Source organism: Methanosarcina thermophila TM-1 (assembly GCF_000969885.1).
Taxonomy (GTDB): domain Archaea; phylum Halobacteriota; class Methanosarcinia; order Methanosarcinales; family Methanosarcinaceae; genus Methanosarcina; species Methanosarcina thermophila.
The window spans coordinates 930,700-955,076 of record NZ_CP009501.1 but is presented as its reverse complement, the minus strand read 5'-3'; the positions used below and the strand labels follow the sequence as shown (position 1 = coordinate 955,076).

The 24,377-nt window shown below is 41.6% G+C and carries 21 protein-coding genes and 1 tRNA gene; 4 read left to right on the top strand and 18 right to left on the bottom strand.

Going from position 1 to position 24,377, the window contains the following annotated elements:
• Positions 1–497 precede the first annotated feature (497 nt).
• The gene (locus MSTHT_RS04040; RefSeq protein ID WP_052721908.1) at positions 498–2,831 is read right to left on the bottom strand and encodes a PGF-pre-PGF domain-containing protein; all 2,334 of its coding nucleotides are present in this window, start codon (positions 2,829–2,831) and stop codon (positions 498–500) included.
• A gap of 447 nt (positions 2,832–3,278) precedes the next feature.
• Positions 3,279–5,402, bottom strand: coding sequence for an MBL fold metallo-hydrolase (locus MSTHT_RS13990; RefSeq protein ID WP_082086757.1), 2,124 nt, complete (start codon positions 5,400–5,402; stop codon positions 3,279–3,281).
• A 615-nt stretch (positions 5,403–6,017) separates the two neighbouring features.
• Between MSTHT_RS13990 and MSTHT_RS14990 the strand changes: the two genes are divergently transcribed.
• The 3 genes from MSTHT_RS14990 to MSTHT_RS04025 all read left to right on the top strand — a co-directional run bounded on the left by MSTHT_RS14990 (position 6,018) and on the right by MSTHT_RS04025 (position 7,048).
• Complete coding sequence (locus MSTHT_RS14990; RefSeq protein ID WP_231588182.1) at positions 6,018–6,290, top strand: hypothetical protein; 273 nt, start codon at positions 6,018–6,020, stop codon at positions 6,288–6,290.
• The gene (locus tag MSTHT_RS04030) at positions 6,212–6,628 is read left to right on the top strand and encodes an FmdE family protein (RefSeq protein WP_231588181.1); all 417 of its coding nucleotides are present in this window, start codon (positions 6,212–6,214) and stop codon (positions 6,626–6,628) included. The genes MSTHT_RS14990 and MSTHT_RS04030 overlap by 79 nt, the downstream gene beginning before the upstream one ends.
• 180 nt (positions 6,629–6,808) lie before the next feature.
• On the top strand, positions 6,809–7,048 hold the full coding sequence (locus MSTHT_RS04025; protein ID WP_048166666.1) for an MTH865 family protein: 240 nt from the start codon (positions 6,809–6,811) through the stop codon (positions 7,046–7,048).
• Positions 7,049–7,208: 160 nt separating this feature from the next.
• On the opposite strand, the gene moaA is transcribed toward MSTHT_RS04025, so the two are convergent.
• From moaA to MSTHT_RS15490, 3 genes are all read right to left on the bottom strand, one after another.
• On the bottom strand, positions 7,209–8,183 hold the full coding sequence (gene moaA, locus MSTHT_RS04020; RefSeq protein WP_048166665.1) for a GTP 3',8-cyclase MoaA: 975 nt from the start codon (positions 8,181–8,183) through the stop codon (positions 7,209–7,211).
• 344 nt (positions 8,184–8,527) lie between these two features.
• Positions 8,528–9,304, bottom strand: coding sequence for a formate dehydrogenase accessory sulfurtransferase FdhD (gene fdhD, locus MSTHT_RS04015; RefSeq protein ID WP_048166664.1), 777 nt, complete (start codon positions 9,302–9,304; stop codon positions 8,528–8,530).
• Between the two features lie 28 nt (positions 9,305–9,332).
• Positions 9,333–9,431, bottom strand: a complete 99-nt coding sequence (locus MSTHT_RS15490; protein WP_197071763.1) for a hypothetical protein — start codon at positions 9,429–9,431, stop codon at positions 9,333–9,335.
• A gap of 391 nt (positions 9,432–9,822) precedes the next feature.
• Between MSTHT_RS15490 and MSTHT_RS04005 the strand changes: the two genes are divergently transcribed.
• Positions 9,823–10,053 carry a hypothetical protein gene (locus MSTHT_RS04005; protein WP_048166662.1) on the top strand — a complete coding sequence of 77 codons (231 nt, stop codon included), beginning with the start codon at positions 9,823–9,825 and terminating at the stop codon, positions 10,051–10,053.
• Between the two features lie 855 nt (positions 10,054–10,908).
• Here the strand turns inward: MSTHT_RS04005 and MSTHT_RS04000 are convergent.
• From MSTHT_RS04000 to MSTHT_RS03940, 13 genes are all read right to left on the bottom strand, one after another.
• Positions 10,909–11,550, bottom strand: coding sequence for a 6-hydroxymethylpterin diphosphokinase MptE-like protein (locus MSTHT_RS04000; protein ID WP_048166661.1), 642 nt, complete (start codon positions 11,548–11,550; stop codon positions 10,909–10,911).
• A gap of 105 nt (positions 11,551–11,655) precedes the next feature.
• A complete protein-coding gene (gene ileS, locus MSTHT_RS03995) occupies positions 11,656–14,832 on the bottom strand; it encodes an isoleucine--tRNA ligase (protein ID WP_048166660.1) in 3,177 nt (1,058 codons plus the stop codon).
• A 582-nt stretch (positions 14,833–15,414) separates the two neighbouring features.
• Positions 15,415–16,431 carry a DUF7544 domain-containing protein gene (locus MSTHT_RS03990; RefSeq protein ID WP_048166659.1) on the bottom strand — a complete coding sequence of 339 codons (1,017 nt, stop codon included), beginning with the start codon at positions 16,429–16,431 and terminating at the stop codon, positions 15,415–15,417.
• A gap of 339 nt (positions 16,432–16,770) precedes the next feature.
• Complete coding sequence (locus MSTHT_RS03985; protein ID WP_048166658.1) at positions 16,771–17,688, bottom strand: F0F1 ATP synthase subunit gamma; 918 nt, start codon at positions 17,686–17,688, stop codon at positions 16,771–16,773.
• Between the two features lie 123 nt (positions 17,689–17,811).
• Entirely contained in the window at positions 17,812–19,344 is a 1,533-nt protein-coding gene (locus MSTHT_RS03980; RefSeq protein WP_048166657.1) for an alternate F1F0 ATPase, F1 subunit alpha, read from the bottom strand.
• Between the two features lie 136 nt (positions 19,345–19,480).
• On the bottom strand, positions 19,481–20,299 hold the full coding sequence (locus tag MSTHT_RS03975) for a F0F1 ATP synthase subunit B family protein (protein WP_048166656.1): 819 nt from the start codon (positions 20,297–20,299) through the stop codon (positions 19,481–19,483).
• A 20-nt stretch (positions 20,300–20,319) separates the two neighbouring features.
• Entirely contained in the window at positions 20,320–20,595 is a 276-nt protein-coding gene (locus MSTHT_RS03970) for a F0F1 ATP synthase subunit C (RefSeq protein WP_048166655.1), read from the bottom strand.
• 38 nt (positions 20,596–20,633) lie between these two features.
• Entirely contained in the window at positions 20,634–21,323 is a 690-nt protein-coding gene (locus MSTHT_RS03965; RefSeq protein ID WP_048166654.1) for a F0F1 ATP synthase subunit A, read from the bottom strand.
• Positions 21,313–21,627, bottom strand: coding sequence for an N-ATPase subunit AtpR (locus tag MSTHT_RS03960; RefSeq protein ID WP_048166653.1), 315 nt, complete (start codon positions 21,625–21,627; stop codon positions 21,313–21,315). The genes MSTHT_RS03965 and MSTHT_RS03960 overlap by 11 nt, the downstream gene beginning before the upstream one ends.
• Entirely contained in the window at positions 21,620–21,946 is a 327-nt protein-coding gene (locus MSTHT_RS03955) for an AtpZ/AtpI family protein (protein WP_048168372.1), read from the bottom strand. Before MSTHT_RS03955 ends, MSTHT_RS03960 begins: the two co-directional genes overlap by 8 nt.
• Before the next feature lie 4 nt (positions 21,947–21,950).
• Positions 21,951–22,355, bottom strand: coding sequence for a F0F1 ATP synthase subunit epsilon (locus MSTHT_RS03950; RefSeq protein ID WP_082086754.1), 405 nt, complete (start codon positions 22,353–22,355; stop codon positions 21,951–21,953).
• The gene (atpD, locus tag MSTHT_RS03945; protein WP_048166652.1) at positions 22,352–23,761 is read right to left on the bottom strand and encodes a F0F1 ATP synthase subunit beta; all 1,410 of its coding nucleotides are present in this window, start codon (positions 23,759–23,761) and stop codon (positions 22,352–22,354) included. Before atpD ends, MSTHT_RS03950 begins: the two co-directional genes overlap by 4 nt.
• A gap of 427 nt (positions 23,762–24,188) precedes the next feature.
• A tRNA-Arg gene (locus MSTHT_RS03940) sits at positions 24,189–24,282 on the bottom strand.
• Between the last annotated feature and the right edge of the window lie 95 nt (positions 24,283–24,377).

Sequence of the window (24,377 nt, the reverse complement as noted above, 5' to 3'; positions counted from 1 at the left end):
TGTGATACGAATAACAAAAATTGGATGGCTTTTCCGACGACGATGTTTATGATTATCTGATTCCCTGGATAATTATACCTTTGTGCAAAAGAGAGTTGTTAAACAATATTCGGAAATCACCAGGAAGAGAAATAAAATACCGGTCAGGAAATTTCTAAAATAATATATCAGAACTTGATCTTTTGAGTGAACTTTATCTGGAGACTTCAGACTTGATTTTTTGAGTGTACCTTATCTGGAGAATTCAGTTCAGCCTATATCTTTGTTCTTAAGCCGCTCAGCAAACTGGATATTCTTTCTTTTGCAGTTTCTGTCTCCTTTCATGTCTGGAAGTGATAATATTCAGAATGTTTCCTTCTCTGCTCTCATGAGGTAATAAAAAGAGAGGGATATTAATTTTAATTGTTTTTTATCCCTCACAATCAAAACCGCAATTTTTATCCTCAATCCTGCTAAGAATAACTTTAAAATTCGTTTTAAAACGAGTTTAAAACTCGTTATCGTCTACTTTTGCACAGGAACAGTCCAATAAGCCCGATTATTCCGTAAATTATTTTGAAGCCAGGGATACTTGCACTTTCGTTTTGATCAGAAGTTTGCTCGATACTTACTGTTACATTTTCAGTATTATTTCTTAGATTTTCAATCCCAGACTCATGTTTTGTCTCAGCAACTTCTTCTTTCTCTATGGTATTCCCTGTTATTGCAAAGTGGGTGAAGCCTGGGGTGTCTGCCTTGAAGTACAGATATTTGCTATCTTCTCTCAACAGCTTTACGGGCAGTTCAGACCATTTTTTATCGCTGTACCTGTTAAGCGTGATTGAATTCTGGTCAATGTTCTTATCCTCAAGCCAGGATTTTTCAACCTTGAAGCACACTACAGGGTTTTCAATATTCTTTTCCGTTGCAAACCCTGCATTTCCGACCCAGAGGTTGAAGTATTTATAAACCTCACCTGAGGACAGATTTGAAGTCAGGGTTGATTTTGCTTTGAGCTGCTCGGCAATGGTTGTGGTCTTGCCTGCGGTCTTCTTTGCATCAAAACTCACATAAACAACACAGGTGGCATTCTTCGGGAAATCAAATTTCACAGAATTTCCGCTTACAACGCGTACTTGTGAAAGTTCCTTTACATCCACATTTCTTGCAGGCTCTGGGGAACCGCCCCCACCGCCACCTCCGCCACGGCTGCTGCCTCCACTCTTTTTGCTTTCTCCACTATTCCCATCACTGTTTGAGTTGCTATCACTGTTTGAGTTGCTATCACTGCTGGGACTGCTTTCCAGTACAGTTATTGTAGTACCCTTTGAGGAAACTCCTTTTGCATTGTATATTGTCAGGTTTACAAAGTACGTTCCCGGGGCTGTATACACATAAACGGGATTAGGTTCACTGGAATCAGGTATTCCGTCGTTATTGAAGTCCCACACCCTTGAAACTGCATTCCGGGAGAGATCATAAAACTGCACTGTCAGGGGAGCATAACCCTTTGTGACATTGCTACTGTAATTTGCGATTGGAACATTTAAATCAGTGAAATCAGTGACAACTATGTAATTAGGCTTTGTTGCTGTACTATTCCCGGCGGCGTTTTCAACAGTCAGGCTGATTGTATAATTTCCTGGTTTTGTAAACGTGTGGGTTGCATTCATGGCATGTTTTGAAGTGATACCGTCTCCAAAGTCCCATAGCCAGGAAGTTGGAGATCCACCAGTGCTGGTGTCAGTGAATAACACAACTAAAGGTGCAGCTCCAGAAGTTACATTGGCTTTGAAGTCGGAAGCAGGTGGTACTGAGTTATACTTAGCTGTGAGGGGTAAATAGTCAATATTATTTTCGTCAATAACATAAGCTGAGTCTGCAATTCCGTCTCCGTTTGCATCAATAGCGGTTTGGGAGAAACCAGTCCCATCTGGTTTTGCCCAATAGTTACCTCCTATATATGGTCCACCAATAATGTTTGTACCGCTGGTAAGTGTAGTATTCCAGCCTTTTATATTACTGTACTCATCAATTTTTACATTCACGGTGTTATTGAAGTAGTTATTATAGTTAATACCTAAATATCCAATCGCTTCAACTCCACAATCGGTACAGTACGTTATTTTGTTTCCAATTAACGTAGCTCCACCAGTTTCTCCTGCAACTATGCCTTTTCCACAATTTGTTATCTCGTTGTTTATAACATCATAAGTTACCCCTGAAACATGTATTCCTACGCTACAGTTACTTATTTTATTACCTCTAATTGGCGGCATATATCTCTCGTCATATACGGATATACCTGTTACACTGTTCGAAACTTCATTATTCACTATTGCGTTATATGAACCACAACAAGAGACATCTATACCATTACCTGAAACTCGATTCCCAGATATGGTAACAGAAGAACTCTCTGATCCTACTCTAATACCGCCATTCTCGATAACGTTGTTTGTTACATAGGTAGGGTTGTCATTTTGGTATTCAAAGCTTCTATCAAAAGCCCATAAACTTACAAGCACATCTCCGTATATATTAAGACCAGTTAATGTTACACCTGACTCGCTTATAGTGACAGTTTCATTTGAATTATCCGTTGGTTGTATGACTACACCGCTTGTTTCTGGTTTAATAGTCAGTCCTGTTTTTGAGACATTTATATTTTCAAAATAAGTTCCAGGCTTTATTAGTATTACATCTCCAGCTTCTGCATTATCTATAGCTTCCTGTATTGTATAATCTGATCCACTCCCATAGCCCACTATAATATCTTTTGCCGATACTGTAGGCATTACTCCCATCAGGAAAATCAAAATGAAAACTGTAAATAGGATCTTACTCTTCAATATACTCCCCCCACTGATTTTATCTTCAAAAATAGTATCCATTTAGATAGTTTTATTATTCAGGTAATAATACGTTGAGAATTACTTTTATTAATTTGATTGTGCTTATTGTCATATTTTCATTATTAGAATGAGTTTAAAATTTATATATGGAGATCCCAATATTTAATTAAATAAGTAAAATAGTCTCTGATTTTTGATACATATTGGATTTATTAAGAAAAGAAAGATTTCTTTCATGATCAGAAACATGATTGTCCACTTAAAGTGCGAGACCTAGAAAAGCGAATTTTGATTTTTGGGAGAGATCCTCAGAAAAATAAAGTGTAAAAAAATAAAATGTTTAGTAAATGACCCTGCAGGTTATTTTGCGATTATTAACTTGTACAAGGGTCATTACTAAGGATTATTTGTTTATGCTGTTAATTTAAGCTTGTTTTAGAGCAGTTATTTACCGCCGCACACTTTACATGCTCTGTAACCAGCAGCTTCTGCTTCTTTTTGGCTGTTAAATGTAATGAGATTTTCCGGTTTTATTCGTTTGACGAATTGGCACCCTGCTGAATGATATACATCAGATTTTAAACTTGCATATAATAACTTGCTATCCTTATCAATTGTGTTCGATGCCGCCGTTGTAGATGCAGATTTCGAGTTTTCATCGTTTTCAATGCTTGCGTCAGTTGTATCTGATATTGCAACTCGAGCCTTTACCGGTTCAGATGTTGATGTTTGTGCAGATGTTACTTCATTTATAGATGTTGATGTTTCTGTCGGTATTACTTCATTTATTTCTGTCAATACTGGATCAGGACTTACATATGGAGTATCGGATTTCTGAGTAGTTACAGTATAGGTAGACCCATCTGTTGTGACAGTAACTGTACCATCTAGGTCTGTTCTGTAAACTTTCGAAACCTTCTGTAATCTCTCAAGAATCTCGGGATCAGGATGTCCGTAATCATTTTCTGCTCCAACTTCAATAACACTTACTTCAGGACTTACAGCTGAAATAAAGGCTTCTCCGCTTCCAGATTGGCTTCCATGATGTCCTACTTTGAGAATATCAGAATCCACATCGTAACCAGCTTTCATTATGTTTTCTTCAGTCTCCAAACCTGCGTCGCCCATGAGCAGGAAAGAAGTATCCCCATAAGTTATTTTTAGGACTACGGAATTTTCGTTCAGGTCATCTGAATATGTAGTCCCAGGGCTCATGACTTCAATATCAACAGCAGGATCAAAATCAATTGTCTGACCAGCCTGAGCCACTTCAAAAGGAATGTCTTTCTGGTCAATTATGGTCAGCATATCTTCATATGTCTGAGTTGTATGAGGATAACCACTGTCAATGAAATTGTCAACCTGGAAATTATTAAGAATATCATCCATACCGCCGATGTGGTCAGAATGCGGATGGGTTGCAACTACATAGTTCAGCGTGGAAATTCCCTGGTTTTGCAGGTAGTCTAAAATAAAGTCTTCTTGACCACTTTCCCCTGCATCTATTAGCATAGTGCTATTATTAAATTCTATCAGAATAGAGTCGCCCTGTCCAACATCAAGGAAATGTATGGTCAGGTTCTTGTCTGCTGGAGTACTGGTATTTTGGACAGTTGTCTGTTCCAGAGTTGTTTCGGAAGAGTTATTCCCATTAAATATATTGAGAATACTTTTAATAAAATTATTCAGTATATTTTCTTTTGGCTCATCAGTACCTGATATATTCGCTTGTTCGGTAGTGTTATTTACACATAGATCAACAGCTTGCGGGCTTGTCTCTACACATTTAACGTCTTTTGTTGGAGTTTTACATACAACTTCTTTTTCTGGAGCTTCTTCGCAGACTTCTTCTACTTCCTCTGGAGTTTCACATACTACTTCTTCATCTTCCTCATCAATTATTTTTTCATTCTTACTTTTCTGATCATTTGAGTTGTCTGCAACTATGTTATCTACATTCTTGTCTGCAGTTTTATCTGTAGTTTTATCTACATTCTTATTTACAGATGTATCATCTGCAGTTTTATCTGTAGTCTTATCTACATTCTTATCTACATTCTTATCTACAGCTGTATCATCTGTAGTTTTATCTGTAGTCTTATCTACATTCTTATCTACAGTTGTATCATCTGTAGTTTTGTCATCTGTAGTTTTGTCTACATTCTTATCTACATTCTTATCTACAGCTGTATCATCCGCAGTTTTATCTGTAGTCTTATCTACATTCTTATTTACAGTTGTATCATCTGTAGTTTTACCTGCATTTTCATCTACATTATTATCTACAGTTGTATCATCTGCAGTTTTTTCTGTAGTTTTATCTACATTTTCAACTATTTTTTTATCTGTAGTTTTATCTGCAGTCTCATCTGTAATTTTATCTACATTTTTATCTACACTATTGTCTACAGTTGTATCAGCTATGGAATCAGAACTGACGGGAGTATAATCAATAGTAGAATTACCGTCAATTGAGCTATCTGCAACTGCAGAACCTATACCAAAACCTGCCATCACTACGAGGAAGGTTACAACCAGCGCTACAAATCCATTTTTAAATCTCCACAAAGTAAAACACCTGCGACATTTTTAATGCTTTATCTGAACAGTAATCAAAAAGAAGATTTTAGGCTGCCATATGATTTTATTGACCCGCTATTGGAATTAATGGAGCCTCTAACCATTAATTTTTAAATATTTGAATATAATATAAAGTTTCATTATAAAAATAAATGTAATTACATATTATTACATAATAATTGTTGTCATATTAATAATCTTCTATTTATAATCATTAAGTTGGGAATATCTTTTAGTTTTAAAATCTATTCCTTTGAAAAAAAGTATCACATAATTCAAGTAGTCTCGCAGGTTCAGGGGCTCAAATCGTTGCCACAGTACTTTGGCAGAGCTCTATTATCCAGAATAATATTGGATCTGGAGAAAATAAAAGATAAGTCTCTAAAAGTGCCTGAACTTCCAAGTAAATTATTTAAAAAAATCCGAGGTCTTTTTTTGTGGGGACAAAAAAAAGTATGATTTTCTACGACTATTGGGACGATTTTATTTAGATATATAATCATTTTAACAATAAATATTATAGAAATTATATAATCGTGACCACAAATATTATCATATATTCATATTTCATAATAATAACAGTTAGACCTGTGGGGGTACTTATTGCATAAAAACTCGCAATTAGAGAAAGAAAATATAGAAGCAATCATGAAGCAGATAAAAGATCCTGAGCTGCTTTCACAGATTGAAAAAGTCATTCCTTTTCACGGCTTCCTCACCTTTGGAGCATTAATTGGCATTCAGATCTCAATATTGCAAAAAAAGCACTCGATGTCAGCGAGGGGGAGCGCATATATGTGGCCTCCGAGACTCAAAGCTGCATGCCTGACCCATTCCAGATCCTTGCTGGTGCTACAATCGGAAATGGAGGGTTGAAGATTAAAAACCTGGGGAAGACGGCGGTTACTGTAAACAAACAGGCACCTGAAGGAGTACGCAGCATAAAAGGTGTCAGAATAATCCTTGATCCAGAGAAAACAAAAGCCTATCCCAAACTCCATGCCTGGTACCTGAACACTGAAAAGCTTCCCCATGAGGAGGTTGTACCCATTCTTCTGGAGGCAGGAGAAAAAGTGTATTCCTGGAAACTTGTAGACGTAGAAGTTCCAGTCCGGCAGAAAAAGCGTATACAGTGTTGTAAAAATTGCAATGAGATGTTCGTTCAGCAATCATCTCATTGCCGACTTCATACATATTTGCAACTATATTGTTAAATCTATACTTAGTATCAATAGATACAGCCTCTTATAATATTATTTTGGCTTATATAGGTGCTATTAAGAATATTACTGGGCAACTTTCTTGATCACTTTATCTTTTCTCGTAAGAAAAACCAGACACTAAATTTTTTGATAATCCTCTTATTAAAAGAAAAATATAATCGGAGAAAAAGGATGAGCGTAAGAGAAGAAGTTTATGAACAGATTATAGAAATACTTAAAGATGCAAAGTTTCCAATCAATACACTGGAAGAACTGATTGCTGCTTTACCTGAGGGGCTGGATACAACATGTAAAATTGGTGATGTTGAAGTTACTGCAGCAGAGGCAAGATGTCTTATAACTGACAAAGATTTCCCATTCAAAGATGCAAAGCAGGTTGCAGACTTATTGGTTGAAAGAGCAGGACTTTAATGATCTTCTTTGAGATTTTCCACAATTTATCAAAAATTGAAATCAAAATCAGTATGACTTTTACTGCGAAGGAGATTTTAATAATAGAAAAACGCTAATTTCTCAATTTTGATTCAAAAAAGATGTTTTTTTCGTAATTATTTTATTTTTAACAATTCTTCTACTTAGAGATATTAACAGGAGAATAATATGGTCTCCGTCTACTTACAGCAAGCTTGAGGAGCTTTTCTATTTCTTTAGGATTTTTGGCTTCCCGGAAATCTACAAGATTCTTATTTACAAGCAGGCAGGGTTTAAATTTTCCATCGGCTGTAATTCTCAACCTGCTGCAGTAGGCGCAAAATTCCGAGTTATCCATAGGGTGCACAAATTCTACTTCAATCCCGTCGATAATATATTTTTTCCGATGGTGTAACTGCCTGACAATAACATCACTTGCCCTATCAGTCAGGCTTTTCTCAAGGGCTTTCGTATCAATCATGTATTTTGAAAGCTTTGGGTCAATATTCATAAGCTCTATGAGTTGCAAAATTACCTTCCCTTTATACTGCCGGATAAATTCCATCATGGAATCGATTTCATTATCGTTTATACCTTTCAGGAGTACCATATTCAACTTTACAGGGATCAGTCCAGCTTCAACTGCGCTATCAATGCCCCTGATAACCTTCTCAAGAGAACCCGGCGGAGCTCCGGTAATCTCCTCATATTTTTCGGGAATAAGAGTATCGAGACTTATATTTATTCTATCCAAACCCGCAGCCTTCAGGGATTTTGCACGTTCTTCAAGTTGTAAACCGTTTGTGGTTACAGAAACCTCTTTTAATGGAGGAAGGCAGGCAAGAATCTCCTCAAAGTCTTTTCGGATTAGAGGTTCGCCTCCTGAAAATTTAACTTTTTGGATTCCAAATTTTGCAGCTACTCTGACAATCTCACAGATCAACTCAGGTTTCATTTCTAGCCCAGCTGGGCCACAGGTGCAGCTATCTTCGCCTTCACGATGGCAGTACATGCATGAAAAGTTACACCTATTGGTGATGGATATTCGAAGCCCAGTCACCTTTCGTCCGTAAGGGTCTACAAGAGATTCTGTTGGGCTTTCTTCAAAGTCTTTTCTTGAATTTTTATGCTTCATGGCTGGTTAAGATCTCCAACTAAATACTTGATTTGCAGGCTCTATTGACTCAAGCTCTAAATCTAGCATTAACTTTCTTGTCTCTGCACGAAGCCTTTTTTATTGGTTTCTGTGAGGAGATATGATCCATAGAGTTCCTAGAATGTCATCAATTTCATGGAAGAAGAATATAGTGTTAGACTTATAATTTCATGCTAGATTCATAATTTCAACATATATTAGTTTGGGACAGGATTTAAAATAAAAAATGAGATGGAAAAACATCAAAAAACGATTAATATAAAACAACTGAGGGCTACCTGATAATTCTGCGTTTCCAGACTGAAACAAATGATTTAGTGCGATCAAACAGGTTCTTGACTTATTATTCTTTCCACACCTGTGTATATGATCATCTTGTGACCTCGGACAAAACCAATAATAGTAAGCCCTGACTGCTTTCCCATATTTATGGCAAGGGTAGTTGTTGCACCTCTTGATGCGATAACAGGAATATTGGCTATCAGGCATTTTCTTACCATTTCTGAAGAGAGTCTTCCCGAACAGGTCACAATTGTTCTGGAAAAATCCACATCATGTTTTAATCCATAACCTATTACCTTGTCAAGAGCATTGTGTCTGCCTATGTCCTCTATTATGCAGATTTTTCCATTAGGTCCAAAAAGTCCTACAATATGAATTCCTCCTGTTCTAGTGTGAAGATCTGAAACTAGAGTTTCCTTCATTATTTTGCTTATTGTAGAAGGCTCTATGAGCATATCAGACTGGATTTTTGGAAGCCTGTCAGGATCAAGGTATGATGTATCGCCGCCGCATCCAGAAAGAACAGTTTTACTCGAAACCATTATCGAAAAAGGATTTTTTGTCAGAACACCTGCACTAGGGGCAGCAGTATCCTTTTCTTCTATACGCAAGGAGTCGATATCTTCCAGTTTGCGGATTATCCTTTCTGTGTATAGAAAACCTGTGATAAATTCTTCAAGCATTACCGGACTTATCATTGCAGTTAGAGCATGGCGGCCATTGACAAATACAGAAAGAGGTACTTCAATAACAACATCATGTGATGAAGGAGTCATTGATCGATTGTCGTATTTTATACAGGGAACAATCTTGAACATGCTTACACCATGCGTGCTATCTCTTTAATTATTTCAAGGAGTAAGTCAATCTCTTCCAAAGTGTCATACAGATATACAGATAAAGGCTTACCTTCACAGTACCATTTTTTATCCCAAGGTATCTCATTGAAGGGGTACAACAGTGATCTCCCGATCTTACCAAGATTGGGATTAATAACGGTTATCACTACGCCTTTTTGATGTAATCTAAGCCAGGGAAGCAGGTTAGAATGATGTTCGGCAACTGTTCATAGATAAATACAGATTGTGCATGACATTCTCTGCATCTCACCCTGTTCAGCTTCTCAAGTTATAATCCCTTCCCCATATGAAATTCGCTATGGAATACATGAAGCTGACGGTTTGTTCCAGAGATCAAAAGCACACCTTTAGCCATTTGTCTTTCTTTAGCCATTTGTCTTATTTTCTCTCTTTGAATCCCTGATGAAAAAAAAGGATGAGCTAGCCCCTCTTCTTACTCGCTTGAAGTCCGTTATGTATTCATTGAAATCAAAACGTTGACTCAGTTAGCTATATTGAATCCCCGTTTTTTAGTTTGGTTTTGCAATTTTCCGGAAGTCAAAGTTTTATCTCAGACAGGCAGTATACTTCTTGGTCAGCTGCAGAAAAGAATTGGTGCTGCTAATACTGCTTCACCTGCAGGAAGGCTAGAAAGTAATATTCCAGAAATAACAGGTAAAAATATATATCAAAAATATGTAGCCATCAACTCAGAACAGGACGATTAATCAGAAGCAATCTCCCGCTTTGAGATGATGGCTGCTGTAGTCTCATCCATGTTCAATAGTTCCAGGTTTCAGTAGTAATTCTTAGCACCAACCACAGCGGCGCCATTTGCGCCAGAACCAGTTACGACAACCCCAGCCGCAATGTCCAAACCACCACATTATATTTACCTCCACGATTTTGCAGTTTTATTTGTTATTTTATGCTATTTGTTACTCTATGCTTTTCAGATGCTTAGAGGTGGACTTTCGGATCAGAGAGCTACACTGGAAAATTACACTCTCTAACCGAAGTCCTCAATACCCTACTCATACTTTCACGGCAACTTTTAGAAATCATCGGAGTTACGTGCTTCCGTTGGAGAGGAATAATTTTGCCATGAAAGTACGATTAAAAATATAATTATAAATTATATAAAAGATCTAGAATAACTGTTTCTTAATATTAATAGTCTTAAGAAAAATGGATAAACCCTCTGTCAATAAAACAAACTCACTTTTGCATTTATTCCACAATATCTAATTCTATTAAAACTTTCAATAAATCAGGAATAATGATCTGTAGATAATCTGCGATTTCACTATTCAAGCAAAAAAAGTAATCTCAAGAATAACCTAGGTTCTATTTTCTGGCTAATTTCAATTTAAAGCCTTAAGAGACCTGTATCTAGTTGGAAAAATTGAAAGACTCTTTTTATTTTTAAACTTTATAACTTCAATCATTCCTGTTTTATGTAAAATATGTATATAAATGACGGCTATTCAATAGGATAAGTTTTTTGATTCAATCCATGTATGAAAATAAGCACAACGGCAAGCTTATGATATAGTATTATCTTTAAATGGACTACTTTCTCTTTAATAGTCTACCATACCTATTAATTTTTTTGCCCACTTTAACTTCTTTTTTTTAATGGTGTTAACTCCTGGATCTTCAAAATCAAACCCTGCAAGCTTGATATTTTTTGCTCCGAACTCCCTTGCTAAGAAAAAGCATCGATCTCCGTCGCTAAATCCTCCAAAATTATACACCTTATCAAAAGGTTTTGCCTGAGTAGTCGCAATAAATCTCTTAAAGCGAGGTACATATTTTTCGAGTTTATCAATATTGTCCCCGTGTGCATGGATCAGGACAATGGAACCCTTTTCACAGGCAAGAATCTCTTTCTCAATATCAGCTTCTGAATTGCCGTCAAGGTCGGTGCAGATAATCTCAGGTACAATGCCCATGTCCATAAGAACTGCGGCTGCCCCGTCGGCTGCAATTACCGTAAAATCCGAAAAATTGATTTCTGAAAGCTCTCTCCTGAGTTTGGGAGCATTTCCGCATACCAGGACAGGCTTTCCAGAGATCAGAGCTTTAAGTTCGGACAGGCTGACAGTATTTTCCTCTGTCAGCTTGCGGGAAAGGAATTGGGCTGCTTCTTCATCACCGGCACGATCGAATCCAAAATCCTCAAGTATTTGTTCGTAAATCGGCTCCCAGGCAGCAAAATTCATTTCAGTCAATCCTTTCCCATTTTATAGTTTGGCTTCTAACTCTCTCAGATTTTCAATCTTCTCTCTGATCTCCAAACCTCTCTGATCTCCAATCCTCTTCAGGGCTTACTTTTTTGCGATACCCATCTTCATGGCAATGCCTTCGACATCCCAGTCCTTTACAAGGGCTCCGGTAACATTAATATCGCTGCCAAGCTCAAAGATATCGGCTCTTACTTCTTCTGCGATCAGATCCTTCAGGGTTTCAACTAGCTTTAAGACCCTTTCGTCTTCGATCCTAACCAGAGCGCGGATATTTTCATCCACCACAAGGTCAAGTTCCTTTCGCATATCCTGAAGTCTGCGAATTACTTCTCTTGCATATCCTTCAGCTTCCAGTTCGGGATTCAGGTTCGCATCTACATAGACAATGCCTGCATCGGATTCTGCACTTGCTGTACCTTCGGGCAGGGTCTCTTTGAAGTTTGCCATGTTCGAGGTTACTGTAACCCTTGTTCCGTCTGCAAGGGAAAGTTCAAACTCTCCAGCCTCAGAGAAAGCTTTCTTAAGGGCAAAGCCGTCAACTTTCTGCAGGACAGAAATGACTTTTCCTGCGTCTTTCTTGAAAACAGGGCCTATTTTGCCCGGATCTGGAATCACTTCAAGCCCGAGTTCATCCCAGCTCTTACCTACAGGCGTCAGCACAATTGACTTGGAATTAGTCTGATCCATAAGGACTGAGCGCAAGTTCTCGACAGCTTTTGCTACATCCTCATTTTTAGGGGAAACAATTATTCGGGATACAGGCCATCTGAGCTTTCTTCCTGCTTTCTGGCGGGCATTTGAGGCGGCTTCCACAATAGAACGCACAGTATCCATTGCTGACTCAAGTTCAGGATCGAGATAAGCTTCATTGACTGTCGGCCAATCGCACATATGAACCGATTCCAATGCGTTCGGATCTGCGTTCCGGATCAGGTTCTGGTACATCTCTTCAGCCAGGTAAGGCATGAAAGGCGAGATCAGCTTCGTAAGGGTTACATAAACTTCATAAAGCACGCAATAAGCTGCAAGCTTGTCGGGATCCTCAGCCTCGGTCCAGGTTCTTGGGCGGATAAGCTGGATATACCAGCGGGAGAGGTCTTCCAGAATAAACTCCATGATTTCGCGCACGGCTTTATGCAGTTGATATCCGCTCATCGCTTCGTCCACGGTTTTGATAACGGATTGGACTCTTGAGAGAATCCACCTGTCCTCTTCCCTGAGCGCGTCTTTTACGGAATCAAGGCTAATTTTCAGCGGGTCAAAATTGTCGAGAGCCATATATGGCAGAGGGAACCTGAAAACATTCCAGAGAATATTGATTGAGCGGTGGATATTTTCTACTTCTTCAAGGTTGAATTTCAGGTCGTCCCAGGGCGCACTTGAAGAAAGCACATAGGCACGCAGGGTATCAGCCCCGAACCTGTCAACGATATCTATAGGTGAAACCACGTTTCCAAGGCTCTTGGACATTTTCTTTCCGCCCGCATCAAGCGTAAAGCCGTGCATGAGCACACTCTTATACGGCGCCCGTCCGAAGCTTACCATGCTTGCTCCCAGTTGAGAGTAGAACCAGCCACGGGTCTGGTCATGTCCCTCAGTGATAAAGTCAGCAGGCCACCATTCATCGAACTGCTCCCGTGTCTGCGGGAACTGCAAGGTAGCCCATGACGCTACAGCTGAATCAAACCAGACATCGAAAACATCTTCTACGCGCTTCTTCTCTCCGCCGCACTCACAGGGGATAGTGATTTTATCTACATAGGGTCGGTGAAGTTCGATATCGCCGGCTGTTCCTGATTTTTCCAGCAGTTCGGCTTTGGTTCCTATTACCTCAAGCTTTCCACACTTTTTACACTTCCAGACCGGTATGGGAATTCCCCAATAACGCTGCCTAGAGATACACCAGTCCCGGGCGCCTTCCACCCAGGTTCTGAAACGGGCTGAACCTGCCCAATCTGGGTACCAATCTACAGCATCGATTTCCTCAAGCATCTTATCCTTTATCTCGGTAACTTTGAGGAACCACTGCTCGGTTGCCAGATAGATAATGGGCGTTTTGCAGCGCCAGCAGTGTCCGTACCTGTGCGTGATTGTCCCTTCCGCAAGCAGCCTGTTGCGTTCCCTGAGATCTTCAATTACAATCGGGTTTGCTTCCCTTACATTCTTGCCTGCATATTCTCCGGCTTCCTCAGTATAGGAGCCGTTCGGGCCCACAGGGCAGAGAATTGGAAGGTTATACTTCACACCAAGGTTAAAGTCATCCATACCGTGTCCAGGGGCGATATGTACACAGCCTGTGTTTTCTACAGCTACGAAATCGGCAAGATAAACTCCGTGCCTTATCTCATTCTGGATGGGCACAAGATCCCCGATAGGGCTTTCGTACTCAAGTTTCGTGAGTTCGTCTCCGCGCATCGTTTCAAGTACTTCGTAGTCAACATATCTCCCCTGTTTAAGGACATTTTTGATCAGGTCTGTAGCCGTAATCAAAATTTCTTCGGAACCGTCCTGCTTGATAGCCCTGAATTTCGAGTATTCAAAGTCCGGATGTACGGCTACAGCTACGTTTGCTGGAATTGTCCAGGGGGTTGTTGTCCAGATGACTATGAAGGTGTTTTCCTCACCTTTGACCTTGAATTTCACATAAATGGAAGGGTCGGTTCTTTCGGAATATTCAACCTCTGAATCCGCAATTGCCGTCTCACAGCGAGGGCACCAGTTGACTGAGCGCTTGCCAACCTCAAGCAGGTCTTTTTCGCTTGCCTGCTTTAGGGTCCACCAGGCAGCCTCGATGTAGTTGTCTTTTAAGGTCATGTAGGGGTCTTCCCAGTTCATCCAGACCCCAAGCCTCTGGAACTGTTCAGTCATTGCTTGTTTCTGGGTGAGAGCGAATTCTTTACATTTTTCAATGAAATTCTCTACCCCAAAGCTCTCTATGTCCTTTTTCGATTTGAAGCCTAGCACACCTTCGACTTTGACCTCGATTGGCAAGCCGTGCATATCCCAGCCCGGGCGCTCGAGGATATTATAGTTATTCATGGAATAATAGCGAAGAATGGAGTCTTTAATGATCTTATTCCAGGCAGTCCCAAGGTGGATATGTCCAGTCGTATATGGGGGTCCATCAACAAAAAAAAGCTTTTTTCCGGTCTTGCGGTGCTCCCGGGTTTTTTGATAAGCTTCGCTATCTTCCCAGAGCTGCGTTACCTTCTTTTCGATTTGCTCTGCATTATATTTGGCAGTGATTTCTTTTATCATATAGGGGTCTCCCTGAAGAAAGATTATCTAAAGTGAAAGTGCGGTCAGTGCAAATCCTATTTTGCAGCCGCCTGATAGGCGTTACTATTAACTTTTAACCGGTGAACTGTTGGAAAACTTTACTACCGGCCGCTTATATATTAAACTTCAAATAAGTATTTAACGAACACAATATCCGTTTTCGGGAAAGAAAGCCGTTGCCTATTCTGAAAGAAACGGACCTTCCGCATGCCAATCAATTTATTCAGTAATTGCTATTCTTGATTTAAGCTTTGTTATAACCAAGCCTTTTTTAATAAAGCTTGAGCGCAAGCCTTTTAAAAAAAAGCTTGAGAGAAACCGTTGCGTCGGTTTATCACGCCATCATGCCGGTTTTTGATCAAACTTTTTTCAAAAAGTTTGCGGTCAAGCCTTTAGTAAAAGGGTTGCAGAGCAACGGTTTGTTAAAGAATCCTTTATATCGAATTTGCCTTTAAAGCTGACTTGGATGCCTAGAAATAAATTTATATAATGGTTCAGAGTCCTGAGCTTTTCCCATACATGCCAGGGGAAGATCAGGGACCTGAACTTTCTTAAATTAGTTTAAAATTCTGGCTCAGGCTTATTAAACCCGGTTTCAGGTTCTACTACAGGAACATCAAAGAAAGGAATTTCTGCTTCTGCAAACCAAGCTTCGAGGAAGCTCAGCAGATGATATTTCATGAAAACCACAAAGGGAACGCTAAGGAAAATAAGGATTACCAGAATTAAAAATAGTTCTATGACGATAAAGGGGATCAGGAGTATCCAGGTGAGAGATTCCGATACAAGCTGAGAAAAAAGGAAGTACAGAGCCACGTCAAAAATAAGGAAACCAAGCCCCAGAACCAGCGTCATCAGCACGGAGAAAATAATTACAATAATGCTCGTCCCTATCGTGAGCACGAATCTGGTAAGCCAGTAAACTATAACTTCCTTCCAGCTTTTCCTGAAATTTCCATAAATCATGCGGAAAGCTGAAAGTATGCCTTTATCCCGGTAAATGGAAACTGGGATTGCAAGACTGATAAAGGATTCTATTACAATCGCAAGCAGAGCTAATAAGATAAATAATCCCACAAGCCAGAAAATCTCTCCAAGCAATTCAGGCAAGGCAAAATCAGAAGGACTTTCGAGGATAATGGGGAGAAAGGCTATTCCAAGGAGCACCAGAAATATAAGCCCTATGGCTAAGCGCACCAGCAGGAGATTGAATCCTTTTCCAAGGAACCTTCGTGAATAAGCCCAGAACTTTACTTCGTTTCTAACAAGGGATTCCACAAAAACAAACTCCATGACACTGGAAATATACGAAAGAATCAAAACTAGAATAAGAAATAATACTACTATTAAAATCATGGGAGTTAACAAAGTTTCCGGGAGCTCAATAATCGGAAAATTGTTTCCTAAGTCTTGCGTCTCTGTACTGTAATTGGTCGAACTCCCATAACCCGACCCAGCCCCACCTAACAGGATGATTATTGCGAGTTTTGCCCATTTCCAGAAGTCAAAAGGTTCAAAAAGAGCTTTTCTTGTTCTTGAGATAGCTCTATTTATTGCTTCTATTCCGTACCAGCTCATGATATAGAATTTTGCTAAGATGATAAATAATTATCTGGAAAGTCAGATTTGAGAATTCTCAAATAAATGTAAAGGTCTCCATACATTAAAATTTATTTCTGAGCAAATAATTTTCAGAATCCAGCGATCTTTTCAGAACCAGTAATCTTCTCAGAAATTCAGTAACCTCTTCAGAAATTCAATAATCTCTCGGAAATTTAATAACCTCTCCGAAATTCAATAACCTCTCAGAATTCAGTAGCCTCTCAAAAATTCAGTGACTTCTCAAAAATTCAGTATCCTCTCAGGTCTAGATAGAGAACTTATTTATCAGTTTCTCGTTTTATCCAGAGTTTGTGCTCAGTCATCGTCTTTGCGGTGATCAGAACTGCGAGATCTGGACAAAGCTTCGTAGCCTGAGATAACCTCAAAGAGCTCTTCGTCGATGCCACTCTGCCGCACACGGTAAAATTCTCCACTAAGGTTCTCAAGCAAATCCTCAATATTTTTGTCTGCACGCTGCATTGCTGCCAGCCTGCTCGAATTTTCACTTGCCAGGGATTCGGCGCAAGCCCGAAAAAGTGAGACGAAAAGATATTCACTGATCATCGCTCGCGTAGTTTCTTCGCTGTTCCCTATGACTTCAGGCAGGTTCTTAGTTGGCCAGGAGAGTTTAGCCAGGTCACTTTGCCAGGTCTCGTCCAGTGGCAGCAATCGCTGACTGACAGGCTCATAAGTAATCCTGGTTTTGTGGCGGTTATAAAAAAGATAGAGTTCAGCATCTTCGTCCTGGCTGCGAAGTTTTTCGCTCTCCAAAAGGATCTGCCCTATAAGCGGAGTAATAGCTTTGACGGAGTTTGGTACCGCAAACAACCCTACAAGTGGCAAACCCGCTTCTGCCAAACGTGAATAAACACGTTCACCTACACCCCAAACCTGAACTTTGCCAGGGAAAGCTGCCAGCTTCTTGACGGCGTAATCCGTAATAATATCATTAAACTGACCTACCAGCCCCTGATCTGAACCAAATACAACAGCACCTACCGTGCCAGTACCCATTTGTTTTTTTCGTTTTGAAGGAGTAACTGAGGTTCCTATTTCCCGGAAACATGTTCTCAGTCCTAACTCAACTGTACGATAGTAATCAGACAATGCACTGACTGATTTTTCATATTGTCCTACATTTGAGGCTGCCAGAGCTTTCATTGTTCGAACGACAGATTGAAGATCTTTTGCTCTATCGATTTTTAGGCGCAGACTTGCCAGAGTTTCGCTCATTGTTTCTCATCAGCCTCCGGTTCGGGTTTTCCTTCAGTTTGAGCTTCCTGCCCTGTTTCATCACATGTTTGAGATTCAGGCACGAATTTTTTTCCAGCTTTAGCTTCTGACTCATTCTCAGTTTTAGCTGGGCTGAAAATGTTCCAGTGCTTTACGCGCGATCTCAAGGATTGCTTTTCGGTCATTGTCGGTCAATTCTGCATCAGCTTTGAGATGTTCGCGCACCTCTGCAGGAATATCAACTACTGCTCTGCGTAGGGATGCTTCAGCCTCTTCCATCCGGTCAAGTGGCACGCTGTCGAAAAGTTTAGCATTTAAAGCAAGCAGAAGAACAATTTGATCGAGTACGGGCAAAGGAGAGGATTCCGGCTGCTTGAGAAGGGCACGGATACGCCTGCCATGCTCTATTATCCTGCGTGTGTTTTCATCCAGCCTGGCACCAAACCGGGTAAAAGCTTCGAGTTCTTCAAACTGCGAGTAGGCTAGCTTCAGATATCCAGCTACTTCGCGGTAGGCTGCAAGCTGTGCTTTACCACCTACGCGAGAAACAGATTTGCCAACATCAACTGCAGGCAGTACTCCCAGCTCAAACAATGAAGGTGAGAGATAAATCTGCCCGTCAGTAATTGAAATCAAATTGGTTGGAATATAAGCTGAAATATTCTGTGCTTCGGTTTCAATAATGGGGAGAGCAGTAAGTGAGCCACCGCCGAGCTTTTCGAGCAGGTGGGTAGCTCGCTCCAATAACCGTGAGTGGATATAAAAAATATCGCCAGGATACGCTTCACGTCCAGGAGGGCGGCGAAGCAAGAGGGAAAGTTCGCGATAAGCACGCACATGATTGGTCAGGTCGTCATAAACAATCAGCACATCCCGACCAGCTTCCATAAAATATTCTGCAATGCTAGTAGCAGAATAAGGAGCAATATAGGTTAGTCCTGGGGGATCGCTGCCCTCAGTCACCACAACGACAGTATAATCCATTGCCCCTTTTTCGCGCAAGATTGCTACTGCCCTGGCAACTGCTGACGCACGCTGACCAATTGCACAATAAACACACAGAACATTATAATCGCGCTGATTGAGGATTGTATCAATTGCAATTGAAGTTTTTCCAGTCTGACGGTCTCCTAAAATTAACTCTCTCTGGCCGCGTCCTATTGGAATCAACGCATCAATAACTTTGATACCTGTCTGAAGAGGCACGCTGACAGGAGAACGGTTCACAATTGCTGGACTGGGGCGTTCAATAGGCAAGCGCTTACTGGATATTACAGGTCCTTTGCCGTCCAATGGCCGACCCAGAGGATCGATTACTCGCCCCAACAAACCCTCACCTACAGCTACGTCCATAACCCTGCCAGTACGTTCAACCTGATCCCCTGCATTCAGATGATAGTGTTCGCCGAGCAGGACAACACCGATTTCATCTTCGTCCACGTTAAAAGCAATCCCAAACACATCGCCGGGAAACTTTATCAGTTCCTCAAAACCCACACCAGGAAGACCGGAGACATTGGCAATACCTGTAGAGACTGTCTTTATAGTGCCAATCTCCCTTGGAGTAAGCCTTGGAGTGAATGACTCACGTACCTCGCTGATCTCATTGAAAGCCCTATCTAAAATATCTTTCAGGCTTGTAGCTTCCATGTCCATCGACCCTTTATGTGGATTTTGGTTCAGGAGTGACGCTTTGTTCAGTAAAAATTAGGGTTCATTCTCAGACTCCTGCTCGTTCCCGGATTCCTGTTCAGGTTTAGATATTAGATGTGGCTTCATGCCTGGTTACGGCTCAAGATCCGGTTTTTGACCTTGATTCATCCTGTTCAGGCTCTGGTTTGGTCCCGCTTCCGGGCTGTTCTTTCAGAAGCTCGTCAATACTTGTTTCCAGAGATGTGAGATAATCTTTAATACTCCACGCCACTTTTTGTCCGTTTGTTGTTAACTCAATACCACTGACCAGATCCGGAGTAGTTTCGAATTTTGGTTGAATTTCTACACCAAGTGCTTCCTTAATTGTCTTTTTTATCAGGTCGCGCTGTGTTTGTGGAAGATCGAACGCGGTGCGTATATTCACGGAACCTGGTGACGCACTAATAGCTGAGGTCAGTTGCTCCTTCTCTTCATCTTTTAACTCGTGAAGCCTTCGAGCAAACACTTCAACAGCACTTTCTTCGAGGCTTGCTCCAGCCAGATCTCTCAGAACCTTTCTAGCTATGGCAAAAACTTCCTTTTGAGTCCGGAAGCTTATTTCCCGATTTAAGTTCTCTCTGTCAATCCTTAATGCTTCCAGCTGTTTTGCCTTCAAATCCAAAGCTTCTCTCCGTGCTTCCTCTAGAAGCCGCTGGCGTTCTGCTCTTGCTTCATCCTGTGCCCTTTTGAGGAGTTCGGCGCGCTCTTGGTCAAATTCCTCGTTCTTACGCTTGAACTCTTCTTTCTCTCTTTGTGCTTCTGCCTCTTTTGCATCGGCACTCGCAAGTTCATCTGCCACCTTTTTCTCACGCGCATCAATAGCGTTGAGAATGGGTTTATAAAGAAAGCGCTTCAGCAACCACACAAGTATTAGGAAGTTGAGTACCTGTGCAATAACCGTGAACCAATCGATCAGCATAAGCTATTTTCCTCAGCAACTCAGGTAATTGCTCTATTCCAGAATGGGTTGGCAAAGATCAGAATAATCGAGATAACGAAACAATAGATAGAAAGGGACTCGATCATAGCAAGGCCAACGAACAGGGTCCGGGTAATGGTTGCCGAAGCGTCAGGTTGCTGTGCCAGTGAGCTCAGAGCTGTAGCAACAGCTCGCCCTTCACCGATTGCAGGTCCTAGAACCCCAATACCTATAGTGATGCCAGAGGTGACAATTGACGCTACTGCGATTATAGTTGTATAATTATCTAAAGCCATAATATCCCCCTTCTGTTCTTAGATTTTTCATTTCATTCTTATTCCCCAGTTTCACGCCTGGATTTGCTGGTTCGGGTGGCAGCAGCAATATAAACTGTAGCCAGGATACTGAAAATGTAGGCCTGCACCATTCCAATGAGCAGACCTAGAGCAATCATGAGCTCCGGGAAGATGAACGGCGCAATGGTCAGCAAAATGGCAACGATCATCGTGCCACTCATAATATTACCAAACAGACGAATTGCCAGAGATATGGTGCGGGATACCTCGCTGATTATATTAAACGGCAGCATAATAATCGTGGGTTCTGTATACGACCTCAGGTAGTTGCCAGCTCCCTGCTCTTCAATCCCGAAGAGCGGCACAGCTACAAACACGCATAATGCAAGCGCAGCAGTGGTTGAAAGAGAGCCGGTAGGTGGTTCATAGCCTGGAATAATAATACAGAGGTTAGCTACGGCAATGAACAGAAAGAGTGTACCCAGAAAGTCCAGATACTTTCGCGGCTTATCCAGGCCGACGTCTTCAATCTGCTTCAAAATACCCGTGACAATAATTTCCAGAACATTCTGCCAGCGAGAACGTTTCAGACCTGTGGAAAGTTTGTCTGTAACGATTTTTGAGCCGACTGCCATTAAAAGCATCAGTCCCCAGGTGTACACAATGGTAGCGTTGAGCTTGATAAATCCGTACTGCCAGAAAATCAGCTCATCAGGGCTAATTCGCATGACTGGCCTCCTTTATTAACTGATTCGGTTCTTCCTCCTGGAGTCTGGTGATTCTGAGCACAACACTGCGCATAGCGAAAAACCCGAATAAGCATATTAACAGCCTCTCCAAGTGACCTCCTGAAGCTAGGTAAAATCCAGCAACAGAAATGCCAGTACGCAGCAGCAGGCTGCCGAGAAACCACAATGCAGGTCGTCTGGATGAAAGCCCCCTCTGAACCGTCCACCAGAGACCTCCGAAGAAAAAAGCTCCTAGCAAAAAACCAGCTGCCAGCGCCGAGACGAGATTTAAAGCATCATTCATTGTTATCCTCCTCGTTCTGTTGCATTTCCCTATGCTCCCTGCTTACCCAGTACCATGCATTCAGGCAGCCGATGAATAAGCCAATAATCAGCATGGTGAGCGTCCAGGAATAGCTTGCTGGATAATGTTCATCCAGCCAGAGCCCAAGTGCAGCACCAAGCAGGGTTGGAACTGCCACTGACCAGCCTATAAGCCCCATCATACCTAAACCAAGCCAGATAGTCCGGTTCACCTGGCTCTGTGCTCTGAGCTTGCGTTCAGCCTTTGCCCCAACCTGGCGGACCAGACGGGGTTCGTCTTTTGAAGGTTTTTCTGCCATTCTGTCAACCACTTCGAAACTCTGCTAAGCGACGTATAAGCCCGATTTCCAGCTTTGTCATCACTGAACGGACTTTTTGCTCGGTCTCATCTACAGCCAAAAACTCATTCTCTACGGTTTCTTTCAACTGGCTCAGATCTGTTCCGGCAACGGCATTGCGCACAGAAACCAGCACATTTGGACCGGTTTTTACCAGTACTCCCTCATCGACTGCAACATAAATCTCGCCTTCAGCCTCGGTTTCGTAGGTAAGGATTCCGGGCTCCAGAGCTGCAACACAATCAAGTCGATGTGGCAGAAGTCCAAGTGAACCCGCACGAGTTTCGGCAACTATGCGTAATACGCCTTTCTTATCTGCGAAGACCTTGAAAGGCAGGAGAATTTTAAGATCCATGAGTGCTGAGTTCATGATCTTTCCCTGCTTGATTTTTTGGCTACTGCTTCGTCAATTGTTCCAATCATGTAAAGATCGCTTTCAGCATATTCTTTGAATTCATCGCGCAAAATACGCTCACAGCCCTCGAGCGCATCGGAAAGGGCGACAAATTTGCCTTTATAGCCTGTGAATTGTTCTGTAGTGAAAAACGGCTGTGTAAGGAAACGTTCCAGTCGGCGGGCACGGGCTACCACGTTGCGGTCTTCCTGCGACAGCTGCTCCAAGCCAAGCATAGATATAATGTCCTTGAGTTCGGCGTATTGTGCAAGTGTCTGCCGGATTTCCTGAGCCAGACGATAATGCCTTTCGCCTATAACGCCAGGTGTAGATATTTTGGAATTTGACTGCAAAGGATCAATAGCTGGATAGAGTCCTTCGCTTGCTCTTTTGCGCGAAAGAACAAGCGAAGCAGAAAGATGCGAGAATGTATGCACAGCCGCAGGGTCCGTAAAGTCATCAGCCGGCACATACACGGCTTGAATTGACATAATGGCTCCAGCGTCTGTATTGGAAATGCGTTCTTCAAGTTCTGACAGCTCAGTGCCCAGTGTCGGCTGGTAACCAAGGCGTGAAGGCATCTGTCCCATCAAGCCGGATACCTCAGAACCAGCCTGGATAAACCGGAAAATGTTATCTATTAGCAGCAGCACATCGCGATGCTCATCGTCCCGGAAATATTCTGCCATTGTCAGAGCCGTATGACCTACCCGGAAACGAGCGCCTGGAGGTTCGTTCATCTGTCCGAAAACCATGACCATATTGGGGAGCACCCCTGCAGCTTTCATGTCACGATAAAGCTCTTCCCCTTCGCGGCTGCGTTCGCCTATGCCGCAAAATATGCTTACTCCCTGATGATGCTTGACCATATTGTGAATCATTTCTGTTAGCAGGACAGTTTTGCCAACCCCTGCTCCCCCGAAGAGCCCAGTCTTGCTACCGCGTTCAAGAGGTGCCAGCACATCTATAATCTTGATGCCAGTCTCGAAGACCTCAGAAATTGTAGACCGACGTGAGAGTGGCGGCGGAGCCTGATGTATAGAACGCCATTGAATATCGGATGGCTGCTCCTTGCCGTCTATGGCATTTCCAAATACATCGAACATTCGTGAGAGGATTCCCTTACCAACAGGCGCCTTCAAAGGTCCACCTGTATCTATCACTTTCATGCCTCGAGCAAGACCTTCGGTAGGAGTCAGAGCGATTCCGCGGAGACGGTGAGCATCAAGCTGGGTCAAAACCTCAATAGCAATCTGGTTTTCTTTTCCTGTACGCAGCAACGTGTATACAGGCGGCAAATGCTTCTCGAAAAATACGTCTACAATGCTGCCGCGGACCGAAATAACCGTGCCAAGGTTCAGGGTACTATTTTTACTCTCCATATTGACCTTTAACAGCTTCTTCTTAGCTGCATCGTACCGTTTTTATTACTGAGTATTTTTTTTCTGGGACGACTGGTAAGAATCAAGGGTGATAATGAAAGTTCAAACCAACCTACTATGAGCTCTCAGTGACAAAAGATGTCAAAAAAACATAGAAATGAATCAATTTTCAGGTAATGTCTTTCTCGCCAAGTTGTTATATTGATTTATAAGCCCCTGTTCTGCCAGCAAATTCTTTCCTGTTTATCCCCCTTTCCCATGAAGAAGTATATTAATAATAATATATTAAATTGACTTGCTATATTTTTAGATCCTGTGGGATATCTGCATAAGAGTGCCAATTATCTGTTTTCAGCTCTGAAAGAAATAATCCAGAAAAGGATAAGCTTCCTTTACAACGTCAGGAAGGATGGAAAAAATAAGTTAGCGGGCCCGCCGCGATTCGAACACGAGTCAATGGGTATCTTCGTAAGAATCTTACTTCGAAGCCCATTAGGATATCCTGGCTACCCCACGAGCCCGCAGTGTAGCACTATTGATAGAAGCTATCCATATTAAACTTTTCTCTCAAAATTAAGACATCAGGAATATTGAGGCAAAAAGAAATCTGACCGAA

Excerpts from the sequence above, each read along its gene's own strand:
- atpD (WP_048166652.1), bottom strand. The coding sequence starts at position 23,761 with ATGGAGAGTAAAAATAGTACCCTGAACCTTGGCACGGTTATTTCGGTC.
- MSTHT_RS04000 (WP_048166661.1), bottom strand. The coding sequence starts at position 11,550 with ATGAATTTTGCTGCCTGGGAGCCGATTTACGAACAAATACTTGAGGAT.
- MSTHT_RS03965 (WP_048166654.1), bottom strand. The coding sequence starts at position 21,323 with ATGCGAATTAGCCCTGATGAGCTGATTTTCTGGCAGTACGGATTTATC.
- MSTHT_RS03970 (WP_048166655.1), bottom strand. The coding sequence starts at position 20,595 with ATGGCTTTAGATAATTATACAACTATAATCGCAGTAGCGTCAATTGTC.
- fdhD (WP_048166664.1), bottom strand. The coding sequence starts at position 9,304 with ATGTTCAAGATTGTTCCCTGTATAAAATACGACAATCGATCAATGACT.
- MSTHT_RS15490 (WP_197071763.1), bottom strand. The coding sequence starts at position 9,431 with ATGAGATACCTTGGGATAAAAAATGGTACTGTGAAGGTAAGCCTTTAT.
- MSTHT_RS03950 (WP_082086754.1), bottom strand. The coding sequence starts at position 22,355 with ATGAACTCAGCACTCATGGATCTTAAAATTCTCCTGCCTTTCAAGGTC.
- MSTHT_RS03955 (WP_048168372.1), bottom strand. The coding sequence starts at position 21,946 with ATGGCAGAAAAACCTTCAAAAGACGAACCCCGTCTGGTCCGCCAGGTT.
- MSTHT_RS03960 (WP_048166653.1), bottom strand. The coding sequence starts at position 21,627 with ATGAATGATGCTTTAAATCTCGTCTCGGCGCTGGCAGCTGGTTTTTTG.
- MSTHT_RS03990 (WP_048166659.1), bottom strand. The coding sequence starts at position 16,431 with ATGAGCTGGTACGGAATAGAAGCAATAAATAGAGCTATCTCAAGAACA.
- MSTHT_RS03980 (WP_048166657.1), bottom strand. The coding sequence starts at position 19,344 with ATGGACATGGAAGCTACAAGCCTGAAAGATATTTTAGATAGGGCTTTC.
- moaA (WP_048166665.1), bottom strand. The coding sequence starts at position 8,183 with ATGAAGCATAAAAATTCAAGAAAAGACTTTGAAGAAAGCCCAACAGAA.
- MSTHT_RS04025 (WP_048166666.1), top strand. The coding sequence starts at position 6,809 with ATGAGCGTAAGAGAAGAAGTTTATGAACAGATTATAGAAATACTTAAA.
- ileS (WP_048166660.1), bottom strand. The coding sequence starts at position 14,832 with ATGATAAAAGAAATCACTGCCAAATATAATGCAGAGCAAATCGAAAAG.
- MSTHT_RS03975 (WP_048166656.1), bottom strand. The coding sequence starts at position 20,299 with ATGCTGATCGATTGGTTCACGGTTATTGCACAGGTACTCAACTTCCTA.
- MSTHT_RS03985 (WP_048166658.1), bottom strand. The coding sequence starts at position 17,688 with ATGAGCGAAACTCTGGCAAGTCTGCGCCTAAAAATCGATAGAGCAAAA.